Below are 12,935 nucleotides of genomic sequence, written 5' to 3'. Positions count from 1 at the left end.
CGCGCGCGCCGGCCCGCCGCCGGGTCACGGGGCGCCGCGCACTCACGGTTGCGCGTCCGCTTCCGTCACCACCTCACGGCCTTCGCGCAGCCGGTCCAGCCCTTCCAGCACCACCTGCTCACCGCCTTTCAGGCCGGACTCCACCGCCACCCGCTCACCCTCGGTGGGCCCCAGGGTCAGGGTGCGCAGGGTCGCCTTGCCGTCCTCCACCAGGTACACGTAGGTGCCCTGGGAGCCGTACTGGACCGCGTCGGTGGGAATCACCACCGCCTCGTCCAGGGCGCGCAGTTTCAGGCGCACATTGACGAACTGGTTGGGGAACAGCACGCCGTCGGCGTTCTCGAAGCGGGCCTTGAGGCGCAGGGTGCCGGTGGCGGTGTCGATGCGGTTGTCCACGGTGGTCAGTTCGCCGGTGGCCAGCACCCGGCTTTCGTCCCGGTCCAGCGCTTCCACGGTCAGCGGCCGGTCGTCCCCGCGTGCCTCAAGCAGTTCCCGCAGGCGGGTTTCGGGGATGGTGAATTCCACCGCGATGGGGGCCATCCGGGTGATCGTTACCAAGCCGTCGGTGTCGGCGCTGCTTACCAGGTTGCCGGCGTCCACCGCGCGCAGACCCAGGCGCCCGGAAATCGGCGCTTCGATGCGCGTCCAGGACAGCTGCAGCTCCGCGTCGGCCACCGCCGCCCGGTCGGTGGCCACGGTGCCTTCCAGTTGCTCCACCAGGGCCTTCTGCTGGTTGAGCTGCTGGCCGGCGATGGAATCCTGACGGTCCAGCAGCTGGTACAGCTCCAGGTCTTCACGGGCGCCCTTCAGTTCCGCCAGATCACGCTGGTACTGGCCACGGGCCTGGTCCAGCGCCACCTGATAGGGACGCGGATCGATGCGCGCCAGCAGATCACCTTGCTCCACCCGGGCCCCTTCCTCGAAGTTCACCTCCAGCAGCAGGCCGTCCACCCGGCTGCGCACCACCGCCGTGTTCAGGGAGGTAACGGTGCCGATGCCACGCACTTCCACGGTAAGGCGACCGGTTTCGGCGCGCACCGTGCTGACCGCCACCGGACCATCCCAGGCGGCACCCCGGTGGCCGCCGGGCACGCCACTGCCGGGCGAACGGCCCAGCAGCCACCACAGGCCGAGCACCACCAGCAGAAAAACGAGCGCGAGCACCCAGCGACGCCGGGGGGCGCCCGGCCGGGAAGGACGAGAGGATTCAGACATGAAATCGGACCAGTTCGGGAGCGGCCGGCCCGGTAGCCGACCCACCCTTGAACGTTTTAGTGACGCACGGACCCCGGCGCCCCCGCAAAAATGATAATGAGTTGCATTTTAGGAACGCCCGCCGCCCACGGCAACCGCGTCCTGACAACCTGTACAATCACTTTATACGATCACGAAAACGCCGTCCGGTTCAGCGCTCCGGCGAAGTCGTGGTGCCGTCGGCCTGGATCGGCGGACCCTCGGCCACCCGCACCCCGGCCACCGCCTGGGCCACGGTCACGCCCATCAGCAGCCACATGGGCAGCAACCAGTCGCCGGACAGGTCATAGAGCGCGCCCAGGGTCACCGGGCCGGTGGCCGCCAGCAGATAGCCCAGCGACTGACACATGCCGGACAGCCCGGCGGATACCCGCGCGTCGGCACCGCGCACGCCCATCAGCGTCAGGCCCAGGGCGATCATGCAGCCCTGCCCGAAGCCGAGCAGCACCACCCACAGCACCGGCGCGGTGAGCGGCGCCGCCAGCAGCCCCACCATGCCGATCAGCGGCGGCAGTTGCAGCAGCCCCACCGCCAGCCGCCGGCGCCGACGCAGCAGCGCGAACAGCAGCGGCGCCAGAAAGTTGGCCGGCATGCCGGTGATGGTGAACAGGGTCAGCAGGCGGCCGGCCTCGGCCTCGCTGACGCCGGTGTCGATGTAGAATTTGGCCAGCCAGGCGGTGAGCGTATAGAACAGCAGGCTCTGGGAGCCGAAGAACAGGCTCAGGATCCAGGCGTCCCGCTGCCGCCACAGCGAGGGACGCGGCAGCGCCAGGGTGGTCCGCGACGGTTTGAAACGCAGCATCGGCAACCAGGCCAGAGCACCGACCAGCGCCACCACGCCACTGGCCGCCAGCGGCCAGCGCCAGTCCCCCTGGAACAGGTCGCGCACCGGCACCGCCAGGGCCGCCGCCGCCGAGGCGCCGCAGGACATGGTCACCGAGTACAGGGCGGTCACCGCCGCCACCCGGTGCGGGAAACGCTGCCGCACCAGCCCCGGGGTGAGCACGTTCATCACCGCGATGGCGGCGCCCATCACCAGGGTGCCCGCCACCATCAGCCAGTAGACACCGAACGCCCGGGCGATCAGACCCGCCAGCAGCAGCCACAGCACCATCAGCAGCGCCCGCTCCAGACCCAGGCGATCGCCCAGGCGCGGCGCGAACAGCGACAGCACCGCGAAGCACAGCAGCGGCAAGGTGGTCAGCAGCCCGAGGGCGGCGGCGTCCAGGTTCAGGTCCTCGCCGATGCCGTCGGCCAGCGGCCCCAGCACCACGATGCCGGTGCGCATATTGGCCGCCAGCAGCATCAGGGCGGCGAGAAAACCCAGCAAGGGCCCGCTGCGGCGCAGGGCGCCGGGGGCCCGGGAGGAAGGCGACATGCAAGGCCTCGAACGGGATGTAGTAAATACTTAAAAATGCGAGGCGCAAGGATACCGCAAAACCGTTGACGCTTGCCTCCCGATTGCCGTTTTTCTGGCGATTCGTCCCACTCAGCGACCGGCCGGAATCCAGCGCGCGGTCTTCTCAGGGCCGCCGCCACCAGTCCAGGAACGCCTTGCCCAGGTACACGTCGGGCTCGGACCGTTGATCCGCCTCGATGCCCTGCTCCGCCTCCAGGGCGGCCACCTGGTCGCTGGCCGCCTGGAACAGGGCCTCCGGGTCGCCCGGCCCGGGCCGGTCCAGGGCCTCGCCGTAGAGCGCTTCGCTGAACCAGGTGCGGTCGGAGTGGTCGCCGCAACCGAACGAGGTGCGGTCCGCCGCCGCCGCGGTGAAGATCAGCCGGCGCCGGTCCGCCAGCGGTTCGATCCACTGCCCGGAATAGCAGGCCGACACCACCAGCCACAGCCAGCGCGGTCGCAGACCGTCCAGCCACTGCGCCAGATCCGCCGGAGCCACGTCATTGAGACGCAGGCCGGGCTGGTTCAGCACCAGGGCGCCGTCCCGGCCGCCGTGGCTGACCAGATGCACGAACACCAGGTCCTCGTCCGGGTCGGCGATGGCGTCCAGGGCGATCAGCGCTTCGTGCAGGCTGGTGCGGGTGGCCAGCGGGGCGCCGACCTGATCGCCGTTGGCCAGGGTCAGCACATGGCCGCGGGGTTCCCAGTGGGCGCCCAGGCGTTCGGCCACCCATTCCACTTCTTTCTGGAACACGCTCTGGCGGCCGTCGCCGCCCACCAGCAGCACATAGATGTCCCGCTGCCCGGGCTTTTGCGGAACCAGCGCGGTGAGCGCTCGCTGCAGGCGCCGTTCCTCGGAGTAGAGGCGCTGCTCCACCCGCTCGGCGCGCTGCCGGCGGCGTTGCTGGTCACCGTCCGGGGCGGTAAAGAAGTCCCCGTTGACGAAAAAGCCCTGGCGGCTGTTTTCCTTGCCGTCGGCGTCCACCGTGATCAGCCGCCCCGGCCCGTCGAGGGAACCGTGGCGAAAGCGGCCCCGCCGCCGTTCCCCCTCGGCCAGGAACAGTTCGCCGTCACCGTGGAACAGGCCGTTCTGGAATTCGCCCTGGTACACCCGTTGCCCGTCCTGCCGGTATTCGCCCCGCACCATTTCCCCGTCGGCGAAGGTACCGCTGTAGACGCCGCCGTCCGGCACCGTCCAGGTGCCCTCGCCGTGCGGCTGCCCGTCGCGCAGCTCGCCCTCATAGACGCCACTTTCCGGATAGGTCACCCGGGCGCGCACCGGCTGGCCGGCGGCGAAAGTGCCTTCATAGGTGGTGCCCTGGCATTGGTAGCGCCCTTCGCCCTCGGGCTGCCCGTTGACGAAGGCGCCCTCGTACACACAGCCGTCCGCGTCCTGGCGGCGCCCCTGGCCCTGCATCACCCCGTCCACGAAGTCGCCCTGATAGCGGCGACCGTCGGGCCAGGTCAGCGTGCCCTGGCCGTGGAAGCGGTCGTTGCGGAGTTCGCCGTCGTAAACGGCGCCGTCGGGCAGGCGGTAGTCACCGGGCAACTGCTCGGGGCCGCAGGCGGCCAGCAGCGCCACGCCGATACCCAACATGGCGACAATAAAACGGCGGTTCATGGCAGCCCCCTGTTTATTTTCGTTCGGGTCGGTCAGCCCAGCGGCAACAGAACACCGGCCAGCCGCGCGGAGGTTTGACGCAGGTTTTCGCACAGCAGACGCGCGATGTTTTCCATCATCTGCGCGGCGGCATGGGGCTGCCGCCGGCGCAGTTGTTCAAAGCCCTTGCGGGTGAGCACCACCAGGGTGGCATCCTCGGCGGCACGCACGGTGGCCGAGCGTGGCTGGTGATCCACCAGCGCCATTTCGCCCAGGGAGTCACCGGGGGCCAGTTGGGCGATCACCGCCGTGGCGTCCGGATCGGCGCGCCCGGTGCCCTGGGATTTCAGGATATCCAAACGGCCGCGCACCACGAAACATACGAAATCGCTGCGGTCCCCTTCCCGGCACACGGTGTCGCCGGCGGCCACCCGATTGACGAACACCAGCTTCTCGGCGGCGGCCAGTTGCTCGGCGTCGAGCCCCTGGAACAGGCGCATGCGCGCCAGCACCTCGACCACCGCCACGCTCATCAGGCGGTGCCGCCCACCGTCAGGGCGTCCACGCGCAGGGTCGGCTGGCCGACGCCCACCGGCACCGACTGGCCGTCCTTGCCGCACACGCCGATGCCGGTGTCCAGGGCCAGGTCGTTGCCGACCATGGAGATCTTGTTCATCACCTCCACGCCGCTGCCGATCAGGGTGGCGCCCTTCACCGGGCAGACGATCTTGCCCTTCTCCACCAGATAGGCCTCGCTGGTGGAGAACACGAAGCGCCCGGAGGTGATGTCCACCTGACCACCGCCGAAGTTCACCGCGTAGAGGCCGCGATCCAGACTGGCCAGGATTTCCTCCGGGTCGGACTCGCCGGGCAGCATGTAGGTGTTGGTCATGCGCGGCATGGGCAGGTGCGCGTAGGATTCCCGGCGGCCGTTGCCGGTGGGCGCCACGCCCATCAGGCGGGCGTTGGTTTTGTCCTGCATATGGCCAACCAGACGGCCCTTTTCGATCAGCACGTTGTAACCACTGGGGGTGCCTTCGTCGTCCACGTTCAGGGAACCGCGCCGGTCTGGCAGGGTGCCGTCGTCGACCACGGTGCACAGGTCCGAGGCCACCGGCTCGCCCATCTTCTTGCTGAACATGGAGGTGCCCTTGCGGTTGAAGTCCCCTTCCAGGCCGTGGCCCACCGCCTCGTGCAGCAGCACGCCGGGCCAGCCCGGACCGAGCACCACCGGCATGGTGCCCGCCGGCGCCGGTTCCGCGTCCAGATTAAGCAGCGCCTGGCGCACCGCGTCCCGGGTCCAGGCTTCCAGTTTGCCGTCCTGGCGCAGCCAGTCGTAGGCCACCCGGCCGCCGCCGCCGGCGCTGCCCCGTTCGCGGCGCCCGTCCCGTTCGGCGATCACGGAAATGTTGAAACGGATCAGCGGCCGCACGTCGGCGGCCAGGGTGCCGTCGGTGGCGGCCACCAGCACCACGTCCTGCTCGCCGCTGAGGCTCACCGTCACTTCCTTCACCGCCGGGTCCAGGGAGCGCGCCAGACGGTCCATCTCCCGCAGCAGCGCCACCTTCATCTCGCTGCTCCAGCCGGGCAGCGGGTCCAGGGCCTGGTAGCGGGCCGGCACCGGTCGGGCGGCGCCGATGCGCACCGCCTTGTCGCCACCGGCGCGGCCAATGGCGGCGGCGGCACCACCGGCCTGGGTCAGGGTATCCAGGGAAATGTCGTCGCTGTAGGCGAACCCGGTCTTGTCACCGCTGACGATGCGCACCCCGGCGCCGCGCTCCAGATTAAAGCTGGCGTCGCGTACCAACCCGTCTTCCAGCACCCAGGCCTCGTGGCGGCTGTGCTGAAAGTAGATGTCGGCGTAGTCGGCACTGCCCGCCAGCTTGCCGCCCAGCAGCGTCTGCAACTGGTCGGTGCCCAGGTCGGCGGGCGCCAGCAGAATGTCGGAGGCCAGGGAAAGGCGTTCTTTGTCAGAGATCCGTTCTTGGTCAGAGATCATGAGGACCGCTCACTTGAAATCGTTGATGGGTATGCACCGGCAGGCCGGCGCGTACGTTTTGCAGCACCGCCGGGTCCACCGGACCCAGCACCACGCCGGGCGCGTCGCCGCCCTCGGCCACCACCCGGCCCCAGGGGTCGATCAACTGGGAATGTCCGTAGCTGGCGCGTTTGTCACTGTGTTGCCCGCACTGGTTGGCGCCCAGCACGTAGCAGCCGCTCTGGATGGCGGCGGCGCGCAGCAGCACCGTCCAGTGGGCGGCGCCGGTGGTGGCGGTGAAGGCGCTGGGGTAGACGATCAGGTCGGCGCCGGCGTCGGCCAGGGCCCGGGTCAGCAGTGGGAAGCGCAGATCGTAGCAGATCGCCAGGCCCACCCGCAGGCCGGCCACGTCCGCCACCACCACCCGGTCGCCGGCCTCGAACACGTCGGATTCCCGGTACCGGCCCTGGGCGTCGGCCACGTCGGCATCGAACAGATGCAGCTTGTCGTAGCGGGCGGCGACGGTGCCGTCCGGGGCCGCCAGCACCGCCCGGGGGCGCACCCGGGGCGCCGGCACCGGACTGCCGTCCGGCCGGGTCAGCGCCGGCAGGCTGCCGCCCAGCACCCACAGACCCAGGGCACGGGCGCGCTCGCCCAACCACTGGCACAGCGCCTCGTGGCGCTCGCCCAGGACCCGGTAATCGACGCCGTAACCGGCGAAGTTTTCCGGCAGCACCGCCAGCTCGGCGCCGCCCTCGGCGGCCCGCTCCAGGGCGTCGCCGGCGGCGGCCAGGTTGGCGTCGGTGTCGGCGCCGCTGGTCATCTGCACGGCGGCCACCTGGATCGCTTTGTTCAACAGGTCGTTACTCAAGAAACCCCTCCGTCTCCTTCACCGAGGGCTCGCGCCACGGGCCGGAGACCTGGTACTTCATGGTGGTGGTCTTGTCCAGCTTATCACCCCAAAGCCGCTCCACCACAAAGATGCCGGCGCACACCGCCGGGCCGGCCAGGCAGCCGGCGTAAAGGTTGCTGGACAGCGGCAGGGTCATGGCCACTTCCATATCCAGGGTGCGCTCGGCGAGCTGCGCCTGCCCGGTCACCTCGAAGGCCGCCGACGGCGACGCGATGGCCAGCTTGCGGGTGGTCAGCAGCGGCCCCTTGAACTGGAAATCCCCGTCGATGCCATCACAGGACAGGCCCTCCCGGTACAGGTCGGAAAAGTCCAGGCGCAGCCGGCGCTGCAGGTTGGCCAGGTTGACGATGCCCAGCACCTTCAGCACCGAGGTGCGCCCCTCCGGGTCCGGCAATTGGCATTCGCCGATGTCCAGGGTGGCGGTGCCGTTCAGGTCCAGATAATCGGGGCGCAGAGGCCAGTCGTTCCAGGCCAGGTCCACGGTGGCGCGGGCGTCGTCGGTGACCACCAGCGCGGGCATGTCCAGCGCCGTCAGGGCGGCCTTGAGATCGTCGGAAGCGATGCTGCCCTGGTAGCGGCTGCGCTGGCCCCGGGCGGTTTCCGTCCAGCTCAGCTGTCCGGCCAGATTCAGGTGATTCCACTGACCGCGCAGGTCGTCCACGCGCACGCCCCGCTCCACCGGCCGCAGGCGGCCGGACCAGGCGCCCAGGGCCTGGCCGCCGAGACGCAGGTCGTGCAGGTCCACGTTCATGATCGGTATCCGGGTGGGGGCGATGGGCGGCGCGCGGTTGCTCTTCGCGTCGTCGTCTCCGCCTTCGCCGCCTCCCAGCGGGTTGGCCGGCAGACGCAGCCGGTTCACGGTCAGCGTCAACGGCCTGTCGCCCCGGGGCCGATAGCCCTCCGGCAGACGCACGGTGCCGGCCACCGCCGGACTGGCCAGGCCCAGTTCCCAGTCCCGACCGCGCGGCGCGGCGCTGAACCGGGTGGAGGCCAGCTCGCTGCCGAACAGGTCGAGCCGGTCGATGGACAGGGACACCCGGTTGATCAGGTCGCGGGCATCCGAGGCGCCCGCTTGGCTTTGTGGTTTGCCGGGATCGTCCACCGGGGTCAGGTTGCCGATGAAGTCCAGCCAGTCCGCCGCCGAGGCCCGCGCCACCCGGCCCTCGATGGTCAGCCCGCGGGCGGGCAGCGGCGGCAGCTCGCCGCCGCCGAAGCGCAGCGCGCCGGCCAGCGGCTCGCCGAGCCGGAAGCGCCCTTCGCCCACCTGACCATAGAACACCGACACGTCCTTGCGCTGGCCCTGCTGGCGCCACACCAGACGGCTGCTCCGCGCCTCCTCCGCCGGCTTGCCCAGCGGCGCCGGGGCGTCCACCTTGACGCCCTGCAGGGTGGAACGGCCCTCCAGACGGAACGGACGCCCCTGCCAGGGCATGGCCAGGTCCAGCTCCAGCGGCAGCGTGCCGGAGGCCGGCGCCAGCCAGGCCGCGTCCAGCCAGTCGCGCAGGCGCTTCACGTCCACCTTGCCGGTCAATTGCATCTGGCTGTCCGGCCCGCGGGTCAGCCAGCTACCCTGGAAGCGGGCGCCCAGAGCCCGGCCTTCCAGACTGCGCAGGGTGATGCCGCGCTTGAGGTGGAAATACACCGGCGCGGTCACCTCGGTAAGGGTCAGGTCCAGGGGATCGCTGCGCAGGGTCAGCCCCTCGCCCCGACCGTCCACGATCACCATCGGCGCCGGCCCCGGTCGGGCCAGCGGCAGGTCCAGCAGCAGATGGCCGTTGACCCGGCCGTCGCGGAACCGCCAGTCCAGCAGGCCCTCGGGCAGCTGCTTGCTGAGCGGCGTGTCGTGGAACAGGCGGTCGAGATCGGCGGCCGGGCCGTCGGCGCGCCCCTGGATCACGATGTGACGCTCGTTGGCCGCCGATACCTCCGGCAGGTCCACGCTGATGTCGGTCACCTCGGTGTTGAACAACCGGCCGCGACGGGCCTGGCCGGTGATCCGGCGGCCATCGATCAGCACCTGCGCGTCCACATTGGTGGCCGCCGGCCAGTCCGGCAGGAACGACAGGGTCACGTCGCGGGCCTGGAACAGCATCTGGAAGGTGCGGTCCTGCTGCCGGTCCGGGTCGATCTTCACCGGGCCCTGGTACAGGAAGCGCCCGCGATCCAGGTGGCCGCCCTGGAACGCCTGGCCGAGCCAGTCGCCCAGCGAGTCCTTGAGCTTTTCCAGCGGAATATAGTGCGCCGCCCGGGCGCCGTTGCCGTCGGCCACGTCGGCGAGCAGGCGCAACTCCGGCACCGGCCGCTGTTCGCCGCCGTCCACCCGCAGCATGGCCACGCCCCGGGCGTCGGCATTGGCGGCGCGCAGCACGCCGGTTTCCACCCACCAGCCTTGCGCGTCGGTGTGCCAGCGTAAGGGCCCGTTGAAAGCGGCGCTGAGCGGATGGTCGTAAAGACGGGGCACGGTGACTTCCAGCGGCTCGCCGTTGATGCGCGCCACCCCTTCGGTGGGGGTGCCCGCCAGCCAGCCGCTCAGCCCGGCGATGCCCGGCACCCGGTCCAGGGCATCGCTGGCGAGGCCGGCGAAGCGCGCCTGCAGGGTCTCCACCCGCTGTTCCTCGCCCTGCAGATAGACCGCCTCCAGCACGCCACGGGGCTCGTGCTCGCGCAGCCGGTCGCGCACTGAATCCAGTCCCTCCGGGAGCGCGAACGGCCATTGCGCCAGCTGCCGGGTAAGGGCGTGGATGGCCAGGTCGCGGCCCTCGAACCGCCAGCGCCGGCGCTCGCCGTCGCTGCGCCAGCGCAGCGCCACCGGCCCCGGCGCCACCGCCCCCGCCGGCGTCTCGCCGGTCAGGGAGGTCACCGACAACTGGCTTTCCCCGTCGCTGCCGTGGCGCCACAGCGCGTCCAGGTTCAGGTCGCTGAGCGGCCATTGATGGGTGCCGTCGGTGAGGGTGGCGTCCGGCGCCGTCAGCTGGACCTGGCCGTCGCTCAATTCACCGCCACGGACCCGGCCCCAGGCGCGCACCCGGCCGTCCAGGGCCGCCAGGTCCAGGGGCCAGTCGCGGCCTTCCGGCAGCCACTCCTGCAGCCGCTCGCCTTGCACATCCAGGTAACCGCGGGCGTCGAGCTGCTCCAACTCCAGCGGTTCGCCCTCCACGCTCAGCCGGGCGTCCACCGAAAACGGCCGGTCGCGGGCTTCCACGCGCACCGACAGATCATGCTGGTCGCCGTCGTTGACCATCGCCAGGGTCAGCGATGAGGCCGCCAGCGGCGGCAGCCCGGGCCAGTCCAGGGAAAAGCGCGCGTCGTCAATCAGGATGCGGTCCTGGCGGTACAGGGTCCGCAGGGTGTCGCGGGGATCGCCGTCGTCGCGGCGCAGGGCCTCCAGACCACGCAAATGGATGCCGCCGTCCGGGTCGCGGACCAGATGCAGGTCCACGCCGCGCACGCTCAGCTCGCGCAAATAGGGTTGCCGGTGCCACAGGGTGGGCAGCACCTTGACGCTCACCGCCACCTGGTCCAGACGCAGGGAGGGCTCGCCGTCGGCGTCCGGCAGGGTCAGTCCACGTACCTGGAACCGGGGCGACAGCCCGTCCATCTCGCCGCGCAGATCCTCGATTTCGATGGGGAACCCGAGACGCTGCTCGAGCAGGGCTTCCAGGTCCTGGCGATAGTCCGGCACCAGCAGCATCAGTTGCCGGGCCACCACCACGTAGGCGGCGAGCAGCAATACCGGCACCGCCACCAGCCACCAGAGCTGGCGGCGCAGGGTGTTACGCCAGCGCGCGCTGCGGTTCGTCACTGCCAATAGGGAACTCCGGCCCATTCGAGAAGCGCCACGGTCTCCGCCAGGGGCAGACCGACCACTCCACTGTAACTGCCCGTTATGGTGGCCACCAGTGCCGCCCCGCGGCCCTGGATGCCGTAGGCGCCGGCCTTGTCCAGCCCTTCGCCGGTGGCGGCGTAGGCGGCCAGGGTGGCCGGGTCCAGATCGCGCAGCCGCACCCGGGTTTCCGACACCTGCAACCGCCAGTCATCGCCGCGCATCAGGCAGACCGCGGAAATCACCCGGTGTTCCCGGCCGTTAAGCAGGGTCAGGGTGGCCAGGGCGTCGTCCGCGTCGTCGGGTTTGCCGAGAATCCGCTCGCCCAGCACCACGGCGGTGTCGGCGCCCAGCACCGGCGCGCCCCGCGGCGCCCGGGCCTGACCGGCGGCGGCTTTCTCCCGGGCCATGCGCTCCACATAGACGCGCGGCGCCTCGCCGGGCGCCGGGGTTTCGTCGATGCCCGGGGCGCGCAGCACATCGAACGGCACGCCGATCTGCGCCAGCAGTTCCGCCCGGCGCGGCGAGCCGGACGCCAGGTACAGCCGGGAAGGGGCGCGGGCGTCCGCCATCAGCGCACCAGGAAGCGCAACTGCACCCAGCGCAGCACACCGCACAGGGGACGCCAGATCACCGCGCTGGCGGCGGCGGAGTAGAGGATGGTGTAAGGGGGATAGAAAGTGCGGCCCACGGACTCCTGGATCAGGAACGCGAGCAGTTGGGCCGAGCCCACCAGCAGGAACACCACGGCGCTCTGCTGCAGCAGCGGGAACACCCGCATGCGCTTGTAGGCCGCCTGCATGAAATAGGCGCCCAGGGCGTAGGCCAGGGCCCATTGGCCCAGGGTGGTACCCACCAGCACGTCCAGGTACAGGCCCACCATGAAGCCCCACAGCACGCCGATACGGTGCGGCAGGGTCAGCACCCAGTACAGCAGCACCAGCAGCATCCATTCCGGACGTACCCAGTTGAGGGTGTCACTGAGCGGCACCACTTCCAGCAGCGCCGCCACCACCAGGGTCACCAGAATCACACCGGTGCCGGCGGGCCGCTCGCTATTCAGTCGCATCGGCGCCCTCCGTATCCGGCTCATCGGCGGCCTCGGCGCCGGCCTCGTCGCTGCCGTCGGTTTCCATGTCCGGGGCGCTCACCGGCTCCATGGACTGCACCAGCAGCACGTGGCTGACCCGGTCCAGGTGGGCGGTGGGCCGCGCCTCGATGTCGGAGAAGGAGGCGCCGGACTGATGGTTCACGCTGGCCACCCGGGCCACCGGATAACCGCGCGGGTAGAGCTTGCCCAGGCCGGTGCTGACCAGCAGGTCGCCTTCGCGGATGTCGGCGGTATCCGGCACGTACAACAGCCGCAGCCGGCTGCCCTGGCCGGTACCCGCCAGAATCGCGCGCACCCCGTTGCGGTTCACCTGCACGCTCATGGCATGGCTGGCGTCGGTGATCAGCAGCACCCGGGCGGACAACGGCCCGGTTTCCACCACCTGGCCGATCAGCCCTTCGGAGTCCAGCACCGCCTGGCCCTGGGACACCTCGTCGCGGACGCCCTTGTTGATCACCAGCTCCTGGCGGTTGGGGTCCGGGTCCACGCCGATGATCTCGGCCACCAGCACCGAGGCGTCCAGATTGGCGGAGGAATTGAGCAGCTCGCGCAGGCGGGTGTTTTCCGCCTGCAGCACCGCCAGGCGCTGCACCTTCTGCTCCAGGATCAGCACCTGCCGCTCCAGACGCTCCCGGGATTCCATCAGCCGGGTGCGGGTTTCAGTAAGGCGCATGACGCCATTGGCGGCGTCCACGGGCAGGTGCGCCAGATATTGCACCGGCGCGGTCAGGTAGCCGAGGGCGTAACGCAACGGATCCACCCAGCGGCTGCGCTGATCAAGGGCGATCAGCACAACCGCCAGGACCAGAGCGATCAGCAGGCGGTAGGTGGGGTTGGCGGAAGACATGGGGCGCGGTAAG

Annotated in this window: 10 protein-coding genes; all 10 read right to left on the bottom strand. The window is 70.4% G+C overall.

Going from position 1 to position 12,935, the window contains the following annotated elements:
• Positions 1-42 precede the first annotated feature (42 nt).
• Complete coding sequence (locus tag ACLD0W_RS07700) at positions 43-1,164, bottom strand: efflux RND transporter periplasmic adaptor subunit (RefSeq protein ID WP_410306911.1); 1,122 nt, start codon at positions 1,162-1,164, stop codon at positions 43-45.
• A gap of 241 nt (positions 1,165-1,405) precedes the next feature.
• Positions 1,406-2,632, bottom strand: a complete 1,227-nt coding sequence (locus ACLD0W_RS07695) for an MFS transporter (protein ID WP_410306910.1) — start codon at positions 2,630-2,632, stop codon at positions 1,406-1,408.
• Between the two features lie 145 nt (positions 2,633-2,777).
• Complete coding sequence (locus tag ACLD0W_RS07690; protein WP_410306909.1) at positions 2,778-4,271, bottom strand: C13 family peptidase; 1,494 nt, start codon at positions 4,269-4,271, stop codon at positions 2,778-2,780.
• A 32-nt stretch (positions 4,272-4,303) separates the two neighbouring features.
• Positions 4,304-4,783: a cyclic nucleotide-binding domain-containing protein gene (locus ACLD0W_RS07685; RefSeq protein WP_410306908.1), complete on the bottom strand. Its 480-nt coding sequence runs from the start codon at positions 4,781-4,783 to the stop codon at positions 4,304-4,306.
• Complete coding sequence (gene tldD, locus ACLD0W_RS07680) at positions 4,783-6,249, bottom strand: metalloprotease TldD (protein WP_410306907.1); 1,467 nt, start codon at positions 6,247-6,249, stop codon at positions 4,783-4,785. Before tldD ends, ACLD0W_RS07685 begins: the two co-directional genes overlap by 1 nt.
• Complete coding sequence (locus ACLD0W_RS07675) at positions 6,239-7,099, bottom strand: carbon-nitrogen hydrolase family protein (RefSeq protein ID WP_410306906.1); 861 nt, start codon at positions 7,097-7,099, stop codon at positions 6,239-6,241. Before ACLD0W_RS07675 ends, tldD begins: the two co-directional genes overlap by 11 nt.
• Complete coding sequence (locus tag ACLD0W_RS07670; protein WP_410307477.1) at positions 7,092-10,943, bottom strand: YhdP family protein; 3,852 nt, start codon at positions 10,941-10,943, stop codon at positions 7,092-7,094. The genes ACLD0W_RS07675 and ACLD0W_RS07670 overlap by 8 nt, the downstream gene beginning before the upstream one ends.
• Positions 10,940-11,536 (bottom strand): Maf family protein, encoded by a 597-nt coding sequence (locus ACLD0W_RS07665; protein ID WP_410306905.1) that lies wholly within the window; start codon positions 11,534-11,536, stop codon positions 10,940-10,942. The genes ACLD0W_RS07670 and ACLD0W_RS07665 overlap by 4 nt, the downstream gene beginning before the upstream one ends.
• On the bottom strand, positions 11,536-12,033 hold the full coding sequence (gene mreD, locus ACLD0W_RS07660) for a rod shape-determining protein MreD (protein WP_410306904.1): 498 nt from the start codon (positions 12,031-12,033) through the stop codon (positions 11,536-11,538). Before mreD ends, ACLD0W_RS07665 begins: the two co-directional genes overlap by 1 nt.
• Positions 12,020-12,922 carry a rod shape-determining protein MreC gene (mreC, locus tag ACLD0W_RS07655; RefSeq protein ID WP_410306903.1) on the bottom strand — a complete coding sequence of 301 codons (903 nt, stop codon included), beginning with the start codon at positions 12,920-12,922 and terminating at the stop codon, positions 12,020-12,022. The genes mreD and mreC overlap by 14 nt, the downstream gene beginning before the upstream one ends.
• Positions 12,923-12,935: the final 13 nt, after the last annotated feature.

The organism is Alloalcanivorax sp. C16-1, from assembly GCF_046507805.1.
In the GTDB taxonomy this organism is placed as follows: Bacteria; Pseudomonadota; Gammaproteobacteria; order Pseudomonadales; family Alcanivoracaceae; genus Alloalcanivorax.
Note: the sequence above shows the minus strand (reverse complement) of the source record. Positions and strands in the feature narration are given on the sequence as shown.

Bases quoted from the DNA above. Each gene is read 5' to 3' on its own strand.
- ACLD0W_RS07695 (WP_410306910.1), bottom strand. From the start codon at position 2,632: ATGTCGCCTTCCTCCCGGGCCCCCGGCGCCCTGCGCCGCAGCGGGCCC.
- ACLD0W_RS07690 (WP_410306909.1), bottom strand. From the start codon at position 4,271: ATGAACCGCCGTTTTATTGTCGCCATGTTGGGTATCGGCGTGGCGCTG.
- ACLD0W_RS07685 (WP_410306908.1), bottom strand. From the start codon at position 4,783: ATGAGCGTGGCGGTGGTCGAGGTGCTGGCGCGCATGCGCCTGTTCCAG.
- tldD (WP_410306907.1), bottom strand. From the start codon at position 6,249: ATGATCTCTGACCAAGAACGGATCTCTGACAAAGAACGCCTTTCCCTG.
- ACLD0W_RS07665 (WP_410306905.1), bottom strand. From the start codon at position 11,536: ATGGCGGACGCCCGCGCCCCTTCCCGGCTGTACCTGGCGTCCGGCTCG.
- mreD (WP_410306904.1), bottom strand. From the start codon at position 12,033: ATGCGACTGAATAGCGAGCGGCCCGCCGGCACCGGTGTGATTCTGGTG.
- mreC (WP_410306903.1), bottom strand. From the start codon at position 12,922: ATGTCTTCCGCCAACCCCACCTACCGCCTGCTGATCGCTCTGGTCCTG.